The sequence below is a fragment of the Haemophilus parainfluenzae genome (assembly GCF_900638025.1).
GTDB classification, from domain to species: domain Bacteria; phylum Pseudomonadota; class Gammaproteobacteria; order Enterobacterales; family Pasteurellaceae; genus Haemophilus_D; species Haemophilus_D parainfluenzae_J.
The window spans coordinates 931,869-947,832 of sequence record NZ_LR134481.1 but is presented as its reverse complement, the minus strand read 5'-3'; the positions used below and the strand labels follow the sequence as shown (position 1 = coordinate 947,832).

The following is a 15,964-nucleotide window of genomic DNA, read 5'->3' as shown; positions in this document are numbered from 1 at the left end:
TTCTGTTTTTATTCCTTATTGCGGAATATCATTATTTTTGTTTTCAACTGCTGGAGCAACTTGTTGTTGCTGTTGTTGAACTTGTTCAGCAGTTTGAGATAAATCGTCAAACGAACCTTTTTGTACGTTGCCACGGTGAGCGTTGATATTACCTAACACTAAAGCGATGACAAAAAAGCCAGTTGCTAAAATTGCGCTGGTACGGGTTAAGAAGTTACCTGCACCTGCAGAACCAAACATGGTACCTGATGCACCGCCACCAAATGACGCACCTGCGTTTGCACCTTTACCTTGTTGCACAAGAATAAAGCCGATTAAGGCGATACAAACCAATACATAAACAAATAATAAAATATTGTACATTATTCTTTCTTCTTATAAATTGCAAATTCGCAGGAAAACTGGTGGTGAATGTTATATAAAATTCTTGCTTTTCGCAAGCGCTTTCCCATTTTTTTTGCTTAATTGTATTAAGTTTAATCACTTTTCAGGATGTAAATCTTCCGATTTTTTGACCGCTCTTTTTCGTTTCGGTGCTGGTGTGCTTAAACCTTTTGAAATCTGACTTAAACGACGTAATGCGGTGAAATCAACAAAACACACTAAATCCGGCAGCATTTGATTAAGCGTAAACATAAATTGCTGATAACTTGCCTGTTTTTGACTGATATCCGTTAATTGCGCTTCCCAATGTGCCGTCATGTCAGGTTGTGTCGCAATATCCGGCAAAGCTGAAATGAGGATCCGCCCTGTTTCTGTACTGTGAATATTGCGTCCTTTTTTGGTCAAAAAACCTCGCTTAAACAGCAATTCAATAATACCTGCACGAGTGGCTTCTGTGCCAAGGCCATCCGTTTCACGCAGAATTTTTTTCAATTCTTTATCTTGTACAAAACGCGCAATACCCGTCATGGCGGAAAGCAACGTCGCATCAGTAAAAGGTTTTGGCGGTTGCGTTTTTTTGCTCACCACTTCACCTCGTTCGCAATACAGGATCTGACCTTTCTTCACGATCGGCAATAGCGGTTCTTGATTTTCATCTTCGTCTTCTTTGCCAAGCAACTCTTTCCAACCCGCGGTTTGCAAGTTGCGCGCTTGTGCTACAAAAGTACCGCCTGCAATACTTAAGGTAATTTTGCTTTTACGATATTCCGCATCAGGGCAGAACTGTAATAAATACTGGCGAGCAATCAGTTCATAAATACGTTGTTCATCAATGCTTAGATTTATCGAGCGTGTGTTAGCCGTTGGAATGATCGCATGGTGTGCTTCCACTTTTTTATCGTTCCAGCAACGATTACGCTGCTCGCTATCCACCACCGATGGCAAGGTTTGGTACGTCTGACAATGCTGTGAAATGGCATTCATCACTTTATGTCGCTCAGCAAAATGCTCTTCCGGCAAATAGCGACAATCAGAACGTGGATAGGTAATCAAACGATGGGTTTCATATAACCGCTGACAGGTATCCAACACGCTTTGCGCCGACATCCCAAAGCGTTTTGCTGCATCGATTTGCAATGCAGACAACGAATAAGGCAAAGGGGCGGTTTCTTTTTCTCGCTTATCCACATATTCAGTCACTTCGGCAGGTTGATCGGTAATACGCTTCAATACATTTTCGGCCAACCCTAAAGACAGTACACGACCATCTTCATCCTGATAGTCCTCACAAGCCTTACTCGGTTGCCAAAGTGCAGAAAAAAGTGCGGTTGGATTTTCAGACGTTTTTTCTTCTTTCACCCATGCCAACACTTCATAGAAATCTTTGGGTTGGAAATGTTCAATTTCCAAATCACGTCGAACAATCAAGCCTAATACGGGGGTCTGTACTCGCCCAACGGAAAGCACGCCATCATAACCGGCTTGGCGACCGCGAATGGTATAAGCGCGAGTCATATTAATACCATAAAGCCAATCCGCACGAGCACGCGCCAGTGCAGAGGTGGCTAATGGAATAAAATAACGATTCGGTTGGAGCTTTTGTACCGCTTTTTCGACCGCACTTGGGTTAAGATCGCTAATCAAACAACGCAAAATGCCATCACGTTTTTTCGCTGATAAATTGGTATAACTAAACACTTCATCCACCAGCAACTGGCCTTCTCTATCCGGGTCGCCTGCGTTAACTAAAACATCCGCTTGATGAATGAGTTTTTCCACCACAGAAAGCTGTTTTTTCACTTCTTTTCGCGGTAACAGAATCCACTTTTCAGGAATGATGGGTAAATGTTCTAAACGCCATTGTTTGAATTTAGGATCGTAGGCATCCGGTTCTGCCTGTTCGAGCAAATGCCCCACGCACCAAGTCACGACATCATCATTGCCACATTTAATAAAACCATCACCCCGTTGATGAGGTTTTGGTAATACATCGGCAATAGCTCGCCCAAGACTGGGTTTCTCGGCAATAAACAGGCGCATAAGATTAGTCGATCTGACGACGACCTAAGAAAGAGTGGGTTAAAGTAGTGCCATCCACGGTCTCTAATTCCCCACCGACAGGGATCCCATGAGCAATACGGCTCACTTTAATATTATGTTGATGGCAAATTTCAGCAATATAATTGGCTGTGGCATCGCCTTCCACCGTTGGATTGGTCGCTAAAATTACTTCGTGGAAAGATTCTTCAACTAGACGTTTTTGCAATAAATCCAAACCAATCTCTTTTGGCCCAATACCATCTAAAGGCGATAAATGCCCCATTAAGACAAAATAACGCCCAGAAAATTGACCAGTTTGTTCAATGGCTTGAATATCCGCAGGCATTTCTACCACACAAAGCAAACCTGAATTTTGACGACGAGGATTATTACAAATATTGCATGTATCCTCTTCGGTAAAATCGCGACACTGTGAACAATGCCCAATTTTAGACATCGCTTCCGTTAACGCTCGCGCTAAGTTCATCCCACCGCTACGATTACGCTGTAAAAGATGATAAGCCATACGCTGTGCTGATTTCGGACCAACACCCGGCAAGCAACGAAGGTTTTCAATAAGATGTTCTAAAAGTGGACTGCTTTGCATAATATTTATGATGGGAGAAAATGAATGGTGTGTGAACCGATAAACTCACACACCCAATGAATTAAAATGGAAGTTTCATTCCTGGAGGTAATGGCATGCCTGCGGTCACAGACGCCATTTTTTCTTTTTGCAATTCTTCTGCACGACGGACTGCATCGTTGAATGCGGCAGCGATTAAATCTTCCAACATTTCTTTGTCGTCTTCCATTAAAGAAGGATCGATCTCAATACGACGGCAGTTGTGCGCACCATTAATCGTGATTTTTACTAAACCCGCACCGCTTTCGCCTGTTACTTCTAATTGGGCAATTTCTTCCTGCATTTTTTGCATTTTTTCTTGCATTTGTTGGGCTTGTTTCATTAAGCCGCCTAAACCGCCTTTTCCAAACATTGGATTTTCCTTCTTAAATTAACTAAAACGAGCCGCATTTTAGCGAAAAAATTTGCCTTTGGGAACAGAGAAATTTATTATTCCACACTTTAAAACTTGGTTAAAAATGACCGCACTTTTATTTAGGAATCGCTAATGGAAACTCGTTATTACTTTATATTTACGGCAGCTATTATTTTGTTACAACTGCTGATTTATATTTTTAATAAAACGCTGATTTGGTGGCTGAACAAACCACTCACCCAAAAGACAAGACGAGCGATTACCTTCACCTGTTTTTTGCTTCCTAATGCCTTGGTTATTTGCCATTTTTTAAAGCTTTTTACTGTATTTCGACTTATTGCTTTAATGCTCGCGCTACTCCTTTTTTCAGCCTTTGCGAGTATCGCCGTCGGATGTATTCATTTTCTTTTCCGAAAATCCAAATCCATTACCAAAATCGACCGCACTTTGCGTATTGCTTACCCAATTTTATTTATTGGTATCATTGTCTTAAGTGTGTATAACGCCTATGTAACCCGTGTTATTCATTATGAAATTACACTAGATAAACCGATTAAACCATTACGAATTGGCATGGCAAGCGACCTCCATTTAGGCAAATTATTTGGCGGAAAAGAATTGGATAAACTGGCTGATATTATGCAGCAGGAAAAGGTCGATATCATTTTACTGCCTGGCGATATTATGGATGATAACGTCAATGCCTATTTAGCGGAAAAAATGCAACCTCATCTGGCAAAACTCAAAGCGCCAATGGGCGTTTATGCGACACTAGGCAATCACGATTTATTTGGAGACCAAGATCGAATTGATCAGGAAATTCGCAAAGCAGGTATCACCGTGTTAAAAGATGAAACATTAACGTTAAATAATGAATTGGTGCTTATTGGACGAAACGATAATCTGACTCGTAATAGACCGAGTACCGAAACATTATTAAAACAAGTGAATACTGACTTACCGGTTATTCTCTTAGATCACCGCCCAACAGATATCGAAAAACATGCTTCACTTCCGCTTGATATTCAAGTTTCAGGACATGCACATAAAGGGCAAATATTCCCCGCCAGTATAATCACAAAAATGATGTATCGTTTGGATTATGGCTATGAAAAGATTGGTAATCCACATGTATTTGTCACTTCAGGTTACGGCTTCTGGGGCATTCCAATGCGTTTAGGATCTCAATCAGAAGTAGTGATTATTGATGTGAAAGGAAAATAAAAAAGAGCGGTCAAATTGATCTGACCGCTCTTTTATTATCAATGACATCTTAAGAACACACCACTTTCACCGCTAAGCCACCTTTCGATGTTTCGCGATATTTGGCATTCATGTCTTTACCTGTTTCATACATGGTTTCGATCACTTTATCCAAGGTTACACGAGGATTTGTGGTCCGGCGTAATGCCATACGACTAGCGTTAATCGCTTTTACTGAAGCAATCGCGTTACGTTCAATACAAGGTACTTGTACTTGTCCACCAACAGGGTCGCAAGTTAAGCCCAGATTATGTTCCATCGCAATTTCAGCTGCAATACACACTTGTACTGGCGTACCGCCTAGGATTTCAGTTAAACCCGCCGCAGCCATTGAACATGCTACACCCACTTCACCTTGGCAGCCAACTTCTGCACCAGAAATAGACGCATTCATCTTATAAAGTGAACCAATCATACCTGCAGCTAATAAGTAGCGCTCAATCACATCCTGTGTTAAAGGGCCTACAAATTTTTCATAATAAGAAAGTACAGCCGGCACAATACCACAGGCACCATTTGTTGGTGCGGTCACAACTCGTCCACCCGCAGCATTTTCTTCATTTACGGCAAGGGCAAACATATTTACCCAGTCGATGACATGCATTGGATCATTTGCAAGACGATTACTATTAGCTTGCAAGAGACGATAAAGTGACGGTGCACGACGTGCCACTTTTAATGGTCCTGGTAACACGCCTTCTGTATTGACACCATGCTCAATACAATCCTTCATGGTTTTCCAAACATTATGTAAATGCGCTTCAACCTCTTTTTTATCACGTAATGCTAACTCATTTCTCATCATCACTGTAGAAAGCATTAAGCCATTTTCCTGACAATGTTTCAAAATATCTTCAGCATATTGATAAGGATATGGCACGGCTACAGGATTCTCTTCCTCTTGACCAAAATGCGCTTCATCTACGATAAAACCACCACCGATAGAATAATAGGTTTGACGGTAAAGCACATTACGTTCAGCATCCAATGCGGTAATTGTCATGCCATTTTCATGCAATGATAAAAAGGAATTATGGAATACCATATTGGCATCCCAATCGAAATTAACCGTTTTTTTACCCTGTGCAATCGACAGTTTTTTGGTTTGTTTAACCTGTTCGATAAATGTTGGGATTAAATCAATGTCTACATCGTGTGGTAGATAACCAGCTAATCCCATAATGATCGCAATATCTGTATTATGACCAAGCCCCGTCATTGAAAGAGACCCATACACATCCACATGCAAGGTTGCGACTGCATCAAATTTACCTTGCTCGATTAAATCGTCAATAAACTGTTTACCCGCTTTCATCGGGCCGACAGTATGGGAGCTGGATGGCCCAACCCCCACTTTAAACATATCAAATACACTAATCATATTATTTTCAATCCTAAGCTAACCTAAAAAGTCGCTTATAATAATCCATATACGACCGCAGAGATAGCAATTAATCCCATTACTGTTACAAATACATTGCTAAAACGACCTTGATAGCGTTTCATCGCAGGTACATTGCGGATAGCATACATTGGCATAATGAAAAGGATCATCGCAATAATTGGGCCGCCAAGGGATTCAATCAAACCTAAAATACTTGGGTTAATGATTGCTACGCCCCATAATGTTAATAAGAAGAATACTGCAGTACCATAATTTAATTTTTTACGATTTACACTTTCACCTTTCATTTTGAGGTATAAACCTTCTAAACCTTCACGAGCCCCTAAATAATGGCCAAAGAATGAACTCGTAATCGCTAAGAAAGCCACTAATGGTGCAAAATAAGAAATGTATGGATTATCAAATTTATTCGCAAGATAAGACAAGATACTGATATTTTGTGCTTTTGCCTCTAATAACTCTACCGGTGTTAACGTTAATACACAGCTAAACACAAAGAACATCACGAAGAAAAGTAATATAGTTGAAGTCCCTTTCTCTGTATGACCAATGTGATATTCCGTTGTATCAAAATCTTTATATTCACGTTGTTGAGAAAGCGTGAAAGAAGAAATTGCCGGAGAATGGTTAAAAGAGAAGACTAATACTGGGATAGTTAACCACAATGTAGTGATAAAACCACCAGTAGTAGGAAGCTCATAAAGCATTGATGCATTCCATTGAGGAATGAGATAGATTGATAATGCAAAGAGAATCAATACCAATGGATAAACTAATAATTCAGTGATTTTCAACATTACTTTTTCACTGAATAACATTACCGAAATCAATATCGCAATTAATACAAAAGAAAGAATTACACGGTTTGGTGAAGCCATACCTAATTGGTTTACGATAAAAGAATCAACCGTATTAGTAATACCGTTTCCATAAATTAATAAAATAGGAAAGATCGCAAAAAAATACAAAAGTGTAATTAATTTTCCTGCTGTTGGACCAAAATGTTCTTCAACTACTTCAGTAATATCACTGCCAGGTTTAGAAGAAGATAATACGAAATAAGCCAAGCCTCGATGAGCAAAATAAGTCATTGGCCCCACTAGAATCGCCATTATAATTAATGGCCAAAAACCACCCATCCCCGCATTAATAGGTAAAAATAACACACCGGCACCAACGGCAGTACCAAATAAATTTAATACCCATGCGACATCAAATTTATTCCACTTTTTATTAGTTATTGTATTCATATTGAATCCTTATAAAGTTAGTTATAAACTGTTCATTTAATAAGCACTTATTGAATGACGGCGATATTATGAAAGGGATTAAAAAGGAATGCAAAGTATAAAAGATAAAAATGTGATCTACATAACAAATTTATTTGAATTATTTTTATAAATATTTATCTAGATCAAAAAAATACTAAGAAAAAATTTATTTTTTTATTTGGAAAGAAATGAAGAAATTATATTTTGCAAGAGAAAAGCAAAAGCCGCTAATTAAATAGCGGCTTCTTAAAATTTGGCTCCTCCTGCGGGACTCGAACCTGCGACATATGGATTAACAGTCCACCGTTCTACCGACTGAACTAAGGAGGAAATGGTGCCTCGAGGCGGAATCGAACCACCGACACGGGGATTTTCAATCCCCTGCTCTACCGACTGAGCTATCGAGGCGTTATCGTTATTGGCTACTGCCTGACAACGGAGCGTATTAAACTATTTTTTTGAGTATTGGTCAACAACTAAATTTAAAAAAAGTGAAAAAATTAGTTTGTTTGAATGGTTAATAACCAAAACGTCTATAAAAAGAACGTTTTTTGAAAACTCAATTAAAAATAACCGCTCTTTCTAAAAAAATAATGCCCGAAAATTCTTTCGAGCATTGTATTTAATCACCGAAATTATCGTCTTACACGGAATTTCTTTTGTGCTGAATCTACTTTCAACAAGTAATTTCTCGCTTGTGAAGATGGATGTGCCGTAGTGAGAATACGATATACCTGTTCAGGATACATTTGATTGATTTTATAAATTGCTTCATATTTATCACTGTCAAATACCCGCAACACTGCTCCAGCTCCACTATTATAAGCAGAAATCATTGCAAAACGTTTAGAAGTTGGATTCGTAATACCATCTAAATATTGATTTTGTAGAATCCATAAATAAGATACACCCGCATCAATATTATTTGCAGGATCATACAGATAACGAGCTGATGGTTGTCCACCTTTACCTTTCATGGCAAACACATCACGACCAGCCGTACTTGGCACCACTTGCATTAAGCCGATTGCATTCGCATAACTGATTGCGTACGGGTTGAAGCTAGATTCTGTTTGCATAATACCTAAGATCAAGCTTTCATCAATACCATAGCGCTCTGCGGCTTTACGTACTAATGGAAGATATTTTTGTGCACGTACTTCAACGTGGTTAGCAATCATCGAGATCACGACAAATTGCACGGTATTACCATTTTGTAAACGGCGAGTTTGCAATTTATTTTGGATCAAGTAGGTGGCGAAGTTACTCGCAATAATTTGGTTAGTAATTTGCTGACCATTATTATCTATAACTTGCCCTAATAAGAAAGGACGTGTACTAATAGGCACATCACCAGAAGCAAATAAGTCGATCCCTTTTGCATCAGAACCCATCAATAAGGTATGCACAATCGCATTATGTAAGCGATTAAGATCTTTTTGTGTTTCAATGATGATTGAACCTTCATCAAAGCTTACGTGGCTACGTGTGTAGAAAGAGTCTGTATATTTCACATAGTCTTTACGGCTCGCTACTAAAAGTTCATTTACCCCCCAAATACGATCGATATTGTGAGAGAATTGGCCCGTTAAAATATCTAAACCTTGCGTATCTTTTGCAAACACTTCGTCATAATTAATGCCACGTCGATGGCTTGGCGAGTCGCTACACGCATATAAAAGCGGAAGTAGCGCCAATAATAAATACTTTTTCATAATCTTTTGTTATTTAGATGGGGGAACGTAACCTTCAATATGCACTTCTTTTCCTTCAAATAAGAAATTCACCATTTCTTCTTCTAATAATTTTCGATGTTCGGCATTCATCATATTGAGCTTTTTCTCATTCACTAACATGGTTTGCTTTTTGATCCATTCGCCCCATGCTTGCTTACTAATTGAATTAAAAATACGTTTACCTAATTCACCGGGATACAATTGAAAATCCAACCCTTCCGCATCTTGTTTCAAATATTCGCAAAAAACAGTTCTAGCCATAATAATTCCTTACAAATTGCGTTAATAAATTTTTCACAGGTTGAGCTAACCCGATCTGTTCAGGTGACGTTGGATCATACCAATATTTGACCGCACTTAATAGACCGGATCGAGATTCTTTTCCTTTTTCTGACAATTTTTTCCAATCTGAACGATCGTTATCCTCAGATTTTCGATCGACTTCAACATAAATAGGATGGATATCTAAATGAAAATGACTAAACGTATGACGGAAAGTCACCCATTCTTGATATTCGGTAATCCCTTGTTCGTTCAGAAAATTCAGCAATGTTTGTTTATCATCAAACTGAGGGAAACAATACAATCCGCCCCATAAGCCTTTGCTTTCACGCTGTTCCAACCAGACTTTTCCTTGACGAGATAAAATCAAAAAATAGCTCTGCTTTTCTGGCAACGATTTTTTTGGTTTCTTTCCAGGAAATTCTGTCCACTTTTCGAGTTTATTGGCTAAACAATCGTTACTTAGAGGACAAAGAGCACATTTAGGTTTTGTTCGGGTACAAATAGCCGAACCGATATCCATCATCGCTTGATTAAATTCAGCGACTCTCGTTGTTGGTGTAACCTGTTCACTCAACTGCCATAATTGATTTTCGACTTTCTTCTCGCCAGGCCAACCTTCTACTGCAAAATAACGAGAAAGGACGCGTTTTACATTGCCGTCTAAAATCGGATAAGGTTGATTTTGTACAGAAGATAAAATTGCCCCTGCCGTAGATCGTCCCACGCCTGTTAATGCCCAAACTTGCTCAAATTGCGTAGGAAATTCACCTTGATATTCATCTCTAATGGTTTGAGCGGCTTGATGTAAATTTCTTGCACGTGCGTAATAACCTAGTCCCGTCCACAGATGTAATACTTCATCTTGCGAAGCATTAGCAAGTGCGGTCACATTGGGAAAGGTTTTAATAAAACGTTCAAAATAAGGAATGACTGTGGAAACTTGAGTCTGTTGTAACATTACTTCAGAAAGCCAAACACCATAAAGGGTTTTATTTTGCTGCCAAGGTAAATTTTTACGCCCAAACTTTTCATACCATTGTAGAACTGAATGGGCAAAAAGGGCATCAGCAGAGGATTGAGCTAACATAACTTTCCTAAAGTGCGGTCAAAAATAAGCAAAATTTTTCGATGATTTTATCACTAAAGCACACCTCTTGATCAATTTGATTTTTTCAGTATAATTCGCAGTCTATTTGGTGCCGGATTGTCGGCAATTATTAACTCACGCGGTGTAAGTGGAAAGCATTTATAGCGGCGTGGCTTCAATTTGAGGTTTTCTATGAAACAAGGTATTCATCCAGAATATAAAGAGATCACTGCAACTTGTTCTTGCGGTAACGTGATCAAAACTCGTTCAACTTTAGGCAAAGATACCAACCTTGATGTGTGCGGTAGCTGCCACCCATTCTACACTGGTAAGCAACGTGTTGTTGATACTGGTGGTCGTGTTGAACGCTTTAACAGCCGTTTCAAAATCCCAGGTACAAAATAATTTGAATCTGTGTGAAGAACCCTGCTTAGGCAGGGTTTTTTATTATCCAATAACTCACAATATTTCAAATACAACCTACTAGAAGAACAATTTGATCGTATCATATCATCTGGAATATGATTGTATACTCAAACAGAAATTAGTAATCCCCTGTTGCTTATATGGGTCTATCTTAAGTAGTCTAGATATTTGGAGCCAAATAACTTTGATTGCGCTATTTAACTATACTTTTTTATTTCTTACACAAGTTGATTGTTATGTTCATAAGCATAAAGAGTATTAAACATCAGCATAGCAACCGTCATAGGTCCCACTCCGCCTGGTACTGGCGTAATATAAGCCGCTTTTTGTATCGCTACATCATATTCCACATCACCGACCAATTTACCATCAATACGGTTAATGCCTACATCAATTACGGTTGCCCCTTCTTTAATCCAATCGCCGGGAATAAAACGAGGTTTCCCCACAGCGACCACTAAAACATCCGCCTGACGAATATGATGCTCTAAATCTTTGGTGAAACGGTGCGTTACCGTAACAGTAGCGCCTGCCAATAATAATTCAAGCGACATTGGACGCCCCACAATATTTGAAGCCCCAACGATCACGGCATGTTTACCGTGTAAATCAATACCTGTAGTTTCTAATAATTTCATCACACCATAAGGGGTGCAAGCACGTAAAGTTGGGATACGTTGGCATAAACGTCCCACATTATAAGGGTGGAAACCATCCACATCTTTTTCAGGGCTAATTCGTTCAATAACGAATGCGCTATTAATCTGTTCGGGTAATGGAAGCTGAACCAAAATACCATCAATGGTTTCATCTGCATTTAATTGATCTATAAGTTGAAGTAGTTCTGCTTCTGTCGTTGTTTCAGGCAAGTCATAAGATTTAGAGAGTATTCCGATCTCTTCACAACTTTTACGTTTACTGCCTACATAAACTTGAGACGCGGGATCTGTACCTACTAGAATAACCGCAAGCCCTGGCAATCGCTTACCTTGAGTTCGATAATATTCAATTTTATTGGCAATATCCAATTTGATTTTTTTTGATAGTTCAGTACCTAAAATAATTTTTGCAGTCATGCGTTTTTCCTCAAGGTAGCGATAAGTAAACGTTTGCCATTTTAACCGACAATACTTTATTTTACAAAGACAATGGAAATATAGTAGCAAAATTGGAATAATTTTGAGCAGTTGAAAGATAAATCTAAAAAATTAATTGACTGAAAAGAAAAGCTCACTATAATTATACTCAATCGTCGGCGAGTAGCGCAGCTTGGTAGCGCAACTGGTTTGGGACCAGTGGGTCGTAGGTTCAAATCCTATCTCGCCGACCACTTCTTTTATATTTCCCTCGAAATGCCATACAAAAGATGTAACCCTTGAAATGCGCCCTTAGCTCAGCTGGATAGAGCAACGCCCTTCTAAGGCGTGGGTCAAAGGTTCGAATCCTTTAGGGCGTGCCATAACTCATCTCTATCTGTCATTATTTCTCTAATGTGCTTTTTATCGAAAGTAATCAATTCAACGCATATTTTGTGCAAGACAAAATAGCGTAAATTCCAGATCTCAACAATGATTAGTTAAAAAATGATTTTAAATTCAGAAAAGAAAATATTTGAATGGCGGTGAGAGGGGGATTCGAACCCCCGATGCACTTTCGCACATACACGCTTTCCAGGCGTGCTCCTTCAACCACTCGGACATCTCACCGTTTTGAAGTGCGTGAAATATAAAGATTTATCTAAGATTAGTCAAGTTTTTTGAGCTAGAACATAAAAAATCCTATTCCTTTTAGCTAAAATATAAACTTATCTCTTTTCTACTGTCGTATTTTTATGCAAATCAAATCTCTCTTTTCTAAAAATGTGTTTCTGGCTGTAAAACCATTTAGCGCATTGAAAGAATCTTTCCGTGAAGGTTACGGAAAACAAAAATTGATTAAAGATATTATTGCGGGACTCACAGTAGGAGTCATTGCAATTCCCCTATCCATGGCCTTATCGATCGCTAGCGGTGTTCCACCACAACATGGTCTTTATACGGCTATCGTAGCGGGTATTGTGATTGCATTAACTGGTGGATCGCGTTTCAATATTTCTGGACCAACTGCTGCATTTGTTGTGATTTTATATCCCGTTACTCAACAATTTGGACTCAGTGGCTTGCTCATGGCAACGCTGCTCTCGGGGATTATTTTAGTCATCATGGCGTTGTCTCGATTAGGACGACTAATTGAGTATATACCTCTCCCCGTTACACTTGGCTTTACCTGCGGGATTGGCATTACTATCGGTACATGGCAAATCAAAGATTTCTTAGGTTTAGATATTGCCCAAATGCCATCTCACTATATTGAAAAAGTACAGGCTATTTTGACCGCACTTCCGACGATTAGCTGGGCTGATACCGCTGTTGGTGTGGTCACCTTATTTGTTCTCACACAATGGCAAAAACTTCGTTTACCTGTGCCTGGTCATTTACCAGCTGTGATTATTGGTACACTGATGGCATTAGCTTTAGGACAATTTGGTTTCTCGGTTGAAACCATTGGCACAGCATTCCACTACACCTTAGCCGATGGTACAACGGGAAACGGTATTCCAAATGTCTTGCCTGAATTTACCTTACCTTGGAATATTCCAAATGCGCAGGGGGAAATCATTAATTGGAATTTTGATCGCATACAGACTCTCTTACCTGCAGCCTTTTCAATGGCAGTATTAGGTGCGATTGAGTCACTACTTTGTGCGGTCATTTTAGATAACATGACTGACACAAAACATCACTCCAATAATGAATTACTCGCTCAAGGCTTAGGGAATATTGTTTCACCATTCTTAGGCGGAATTACCGCAACCGCAGCCATTGCGCGCTCAGCAGCTAATGTAAAATCGGGTGCGGTATCACCAATATCGAGTGTCGTTCATGCACTCTTAGTCTTATTCTCACTGTTATTCTTTGCGAATGCACTATCTTACTTGCCACTTTCTTCTATGGCTGCTCTACTTTTGATGGTCGCGTGGCATATGGCAAATGTACCTGAGATTATTCGTTTGGCTCGTCGTTCCACACAAAATGAAATTGCGGTGTTGTTCACTTGCTTAATTCTCACCGTATTATTCGATATGGTGATTGCCATCTCTGTTGGCGTATTATTGGCGAGCCTCTTATTTATCCGCACCATTGCAGAAATGACGAAAGCTATTGAACAACCTGCACCAGAAGATCTGAATGATGTGTTAGCTTATCGTATCAGTGGCCCATTGTTCTTTGCGGCGGCAGATAAACTCTTTGCGGATTTGCATGATAAAACCGTATATACGGATCACGAGATCAAACATATCGTATTGCAATGCGATGCTGTGACCGTACTCGATACGGGGGGCATCCATGCACTCACTCACTTTGTACAACATATGTTGCCACATCAACAAATCTACTTGTGCAATATGCAATTTCAACCACTAAGAATGTTAGTGAAATCAAACTCTGTTCCTGAATTGCAAAAAATCAACTACAGCTCAGATTTACAAGATGTCTTTAATAAAATTCGTGAGTTTGAGCAAGCAAATCCATAAAACAGTGAAAAGCGTGCTAAAATAGGCACGCTTTTTTATCAATAAAAATAAAGGAATTCAGAATGCGTCCAAATAATCGTGAAAATCATCAATCTCGCCCAATTAAAATCACCCGTAATTACACAAAACATGCTGAAGGCTCAGTATTAGTGGAATTTGGTGATACTAAAGTATTGTGTACAGCGAGTGTTGATGAAAGCGTACCGCGTTTCTTAAAAGGACAAAATCAAGGTTGGGTGACAGCAGAATATGGCATGTTGCCACGCTCGACACACAGCCGTATGCAACGTGAAGCAGCAAAAGGCAAACAAGGTGGACGCACCATGGAAATTCAACGCTTAATCGCACGTTCATTACGTGCAATGGTTGATTTAGAAGCCCTTGGCGAACGTTCTATTACCTTAGACTGCGATGTGATTCAAGCGGATGGCGGTACAAGAACAGCGTCTATCACGGGTGCAGCGGTGGCTTTATGTGATGCTATCAATGGTTTAATCGCTAACGGCACATTAAAAACCAATCCAATCAAAGGTCTGGTTGCGGCAATTTCGGTTGGGATTGTTGAAGGTGAAGCTGTGTGTGATTTAGAATATGTGGAAGATTCAGCCGCTGAAACAGACATGAACGTTGTGATGATGGAAGATGGCCGCATGATTGAAGTGCAAGGTACGGCAGAAGGCGAACCATTCAGCCACGAAGAATTACTCACCTTATTGGGCTTAGCAAAACAAGGCTGCGAACAAATCTTCGCTGCACAACGTGAAGCATTAGGTTTATAGGAACAAAAAATGGAAAGCTACAAAATCGAATTTATCAAATTCGCGTTGAGTCGCCAAGTGCTCAAATTTGGTGAATTTACCCTAAAATCAGGTCGAAAAAGTCCTTATTTTTTCAATGCTGGATTGTTTAGCACGGGCGCAGATCTTTCTCGCTTAGGTGAATACTATGCGAAGGCAATTCAATCAAGCGCGGTCGATTTTGATGTCATTTTTGGACCTGCCTATAAAGGTATTCCGATTGCGACGAGCGTTTCCATTGCACTATTCAATCAATTTAACCGAGATACACCTGTTTGTTTTAACCGCAAAGAAGCGAAAGATCACGGTGAAGGTGGTAATTTAATCGGCAGCCCATTAACTGGCAATGTGTTATTAGTCGATGATGTCATCACCGCCGGCACGGCTATTCGTGAATCCATGGCGCTTCTTGAAGCCAACAATGCCAAATTAGCCGCCGTATTTATTGCATTAAATCGCAAAGAAAAAGGCAAAGGCGAACTTTCCGCCATTCAAGAGGTGGAACGCGACTACCAGTGCCAAGTCCTTTCCATTATTGATTTTGATGATTTAATGCAATTCATTGAAAACGAAGCCGATTATCAGCAATATTTGCCAGCAATGCGGGCTTATCGTGAAAGTTATGGTGTGTAATTTGCTACTTGAAAAATAAGAAAAATGCCATATTAATGTAAGGGCAGACATTTACGTCTGCC

Annotated in this window: 15 protein-coding genes and 5 tRNA genes; 7 read left to right on the top strand and 13 right to left on the bottom strand. The window is 39.6% G+C overall.

Annotated elements, in window-relative coordinates; translation table 11 throughout:
• Positions 1-15 precede the first annotated feature (15 nt).
• The 4 genes from secG to EL215_RS04850 form a co-directional block, all read right to left on the bottom strand.
• On the bottom strand, positions 16-363 hold the full coding sequence (secG, locus tag EL215_RS04865) for a preprotein translocase subunit SecG (protein ID WP_049356253.1): 348 nt from the start codon (positions 361-363) through the stop codon (positions 16-18).
• Between the two features lie 117 nt (positions 364-480).
• Complete coding sequence (locus tag EL215_RS04860; RefSeq protein ID WP_126470566.1) at positions 481-2,424, bottom strand: DNA topoisomerase III; 1,944 nt, start codon at positions 2,422-2,424, stop codon at positions 481-483.
• A 4-nt stretch (positions 2,425-2,428) separates the two neighbouring features.
• The gene (recR, locus tag EL215_RS04855) at positions 2,429-3,031 is read right to left on the bottom strand and encodes a recombination mediator RecR (protein ID WP_126470564.1); all 603 of its coding nucleotides are present in this window, start codon (positions 3,029-3,031) and stop codon (positions 2,429-2,431) included.
• A 61-nt stretch (positions 3,032-3,092) separates the two neighbouring features.
• Positions 3,093-3,422, bottom strand: coding sequence for a YbaB/EbfC family nucleoid-associated protein (locus EL215_RS04850; RefSeq protein WP_005696839.1), 330 nt, complete (start codon positions 3,420-3,422; stop codon positions 3,093-3,095).
• 135 nt (positions 3,423-3,557) lie between these two features.
• Between EL215_RS04850 and EL215_RS04845 the strand changes: the two genes are divergently transcribed.
• Positions 3,558-4,649, top strand: coding sequence for a metallophosphoesterase (locus EL215_RS04845; protein ID WP_126470562.1), 1,092 nt, complete (start codon positions 3,558-3,560; stop codon positions 4,647-4,649).
• Between the two features lie 49 nt (positions 4,650-4,698).
• On the opposite strand, the gene EL215_RS04840 is transcribed toward EL215_RS04845, so the two are convergent.
• From EL215_RS04840 to mutY, 7 genes are all read right to left on the bottom strand, one after another.
• Positions 4,699-6,069, bottom strand: a complete 1,371-nt coding sequence (locus EL215_RS04840; RefSeq protein WP_049356247.1) for an L-serine ammonia-lyase — start codon at positions 6,067-6,069, stop codon at positions 4,699-4,701.
• A 35-nt stretch (positions 6,070-6,104) separates the two neighbouring features.
• Positions 6,105-7,343: an HAAAP family serine/threonine permease gene (locus EL215_RS04835; protein ID WP_126470560.1), complete on the bottom strand. Its 1,239-nt coding sequence runs from the start codon at positions 7,341-7,343 to the stop codon at positions 6,105-6,107.
• A gap of 275 nt (positions 7,344-7,618) precedes the next feature.
• Positions 7,619-7,694: transfer RNA gene (locus EL215_RS04830), tRNA-Asn, on the bottom strand.
• A 2-nt stretch (positions 7,695-7,696) separates the two neighbouring features.
• Positions 7,697-7,772: transfer RNA gene (locus EL215_RS04825), tRNA-Phe, on the bottom strand.
• 227 nt (positions 7,773-7,999) lie between these two features.
• Entirely contained in the window at positions 8,000-9,079 is a 1,080-nt protein-coding gene (gene mltC / locus EL215_RS04820) for a membrane-bound lytic murein transglycosylase MltC (protein WP_049355816.1), read from the bottom strand.
• A gap of 9 nt (positions 9,080-9,088) precedes the next feature.
• Entirely contained in the window at positions 9,089-9,361 is a 273-nt protein-coding gene (locus tag EL215_RS04815; protein WP_014064755.1) for an oxidative damage protection protein, read from the bottom strand.
• Positions 9,354-10,472 carry an A/G-specific adenine glycosylase gene (gene mutY, locus EL215_RS04810; protein ID WP_126470558.1) on the bottom strand — a complete coding sequence of 373 codons (1,119 nt, stop codon included), beginning with the start codon at positions 10,470-10,472 and terminating at the stop codon, positions 9,354-9,356. The genes EL215_RS04815 and mutY overlap by 8 nt, the downstream gene beginning before the upstream one ends.
• Positions 10,473-10,664: 192 nt before the next feature.
• On the opposite strand from mutY, the gene rpmE reads away from it, so the two are divergent.
• Entirely contained in the window at positions 10,665-10,877 is a 213-nt protein-coding gene (gene rpmE / locus EL215_RS04805) for a 50S ribosomal protein L31 (protein WP_049355819.1), read from the top strand.
• A 239-nt stretch (positions 10,878-11,116) separates the two neighbouring features.
• Here the strand turns inward: rpmE and folD are convergent, their stop codons facing one another.
• Complete coding sequence (gene folD, locus EL215_RS04800) at positions 11,117-11,974, bottom strand: bifunctional methylenetetrahydrofolate dehydrogenase/methenyltetrahydrofolate cyclohydrolase FolD (RefSeq protein WP_126470556.1); 858 nt, start codon at positions 11,972-11,974, stop codon at positions 11,117-11,119.
• A 177-nt stretch (positions 11,975-12,151) separates the two neighbouring features.
• Between folD and EL215_RS04795 the strand changes: the two genes are divergently transcribed.
• Positions 12,152-12,228: transfer RNA gene (locus tag EL215_RS04795), tRNA-Pro, on the top strand.
• A gap of 52 nt (positions 12,229-12,280) precedes the next feature.
• Positions 12,281-12,357 (top strand) — tRNA-Arg (locus EL215_RS04790).
• 157 nt (positions 12,358-12,514) lie between these two features.
• Here the strand turns inward: EL215_RS04790 and EL215_RS04785 are convergent.
• Positions 12,515-12,604: transfer RNA gene (locus tag EL215_RS04785), tRNA-Ser, on the bottom strand.
• A gap of 125 nt (positions 12,605-12,729) precedes the next feature.
• Here EL215_RS04785 and dauA point away from each other — a divergent pair.
• From dauA to pyrE, 3 genes are all read left to right on the top strand, one after another.
• Positions 12,730-14,472 carry a C4-dicarboxylic acid transporter DauA gene (gene dauA / locus EL215_RS04780; RefSeq protein WP_126470554.1) on the top strand — a complete coding sequence of 581 codons (1,743 nt, stop codon included), beginning with the start codon at positions 12,730-12,732 and terminating at the stop codon, positions 14,470-14,472.
• Between the two features lie 62 nt (positions 14,473-14,534).
• Positions 14,535-15,251: a ribonuclease PH gene (gene rph / locus EL215_RS04775; RefSeq protein ID WP_049365314.1), complete on the top strand. Its 717-nt coding sequence runs from the start codon at positions 14,535-14,537 to the stop codon at positions 15,249-15,251.
• Between the two features lie 9 nt (positions 15,252-15,260).
• Entirely contained in the window at positions 15,261-15,902 is a 642-nt protein-coding gene (pyrE, locus tag EL215_RS04770; protein ID WP_126470552.1) for an orotate phosphoribosyltransferase, read from the top strand.
• Positions 15,903-15,964 lie beyond the last annotated feature (62 nt).

Excerpts from the sequence above, each read along its gene's own strand:
- rph (WP_049365314.1), top strand. The coding sequence starts at position 14,535 with ATGCGTCCAAATAATCGTGAAAATCATCAATCTCGCCCAATTAAAATC.
- folD (WP_126470556.1), bottom strand. The coding sequence starts at position 11,974 with ATGACTGCAAAAATTATTTTAGGTACTGAACTATCAAAAAAAATCAAA.
- recR (WP_126470564.1), bottom strand. The coding sequence starts at position 3,031 with ATGCAAAGCAGTCCACTTTTAGAACATCTTATTGAAAACCTTCGTTGC.
- EL215_RS04815 (WP_014064755.1), bottom strand. The coding sequence starts at position 9,361 with ATGGCTAGAACTGTTTTTTGCGAATATTTGAAACAAGATGCGGAAGGG.
- rpmE (WP_049355819.1), top strand. The coding sequence starts at position 10,665 with ATGAAACAAGGTATTCATCCAGAATATAAAGAGATCACTGCAACTTGT.
- mltC (WP_049355816.1), bottom strand. The coding sequence starts at position 9,079 with ATGAAAAAGTATTTATTATTGGCGCTACTTCCGCTTTTATATGCGTGT.
- mutY (WP_126470558.1), bottom strand. The coding sequence starts at position 10,472 with ATGTTAGCTCAATCCTCTGCTGATGCCCTTTTTGCCCATTCAGTTCTA.
- EL215_RS04850 (WP_005696839.1), bottom strand. The coding sequence starts at position 3,422 with ATGTTTGGAAAAGGCGGTTTAGGCGGCTTAATGAAACAAGCCCAACAA.
- secG (WP_049356253.1), bottom strand. The coding sequence starts at position 363 with ATGTACAATATTTTATTATTTGTTTATGTATTGGTTTGTATCGCCTTA.
- EL215_RS04860 (WP_126470566.1), bottom strand. The coding sequence starts at position 2,424 with ATGCGCCTGTTTATTGCCGAGAAACCCAGTCTTGGGCGAGCTATTGCC.
- EL215_RS04835 (WP_126470560.1), bottom strand. The coding sequence starts at position 7,343 with ATGAATACAATAACTAATAAAAAGTGGAATAAATTTGATGTCGCATGG.
- dauA (WP_126470554.1), top strand. The coding sequence starts at position 12,730 with ATGCAAATCAAATCTCTCTTTTCTAAAAATGTGTTTCTGGCTGTAAAA.
- EL215_RS04845 (WP_126470562.1), top strand. The coding sequence starts at position 3,558 with ATGGAAACTCGTTATTACTTTATATTTACGGCAGCTATTATTTTGTTA.
- EL215_RS04840 (WP_049356247.1), bottom strand. The coding sequence starts at position 6,069 with ATGATTAGTGTATTTGATATGTTTAAAGTGGGGGTTGGGCCATCCAGC.
- pyrE (WP_126470552.1), top strand. The coding sequence starts at position 15,261 with ATGGAAAGCTACAAAATCGAATTTATCAAATTCGCGTTGAGTCGCCAA.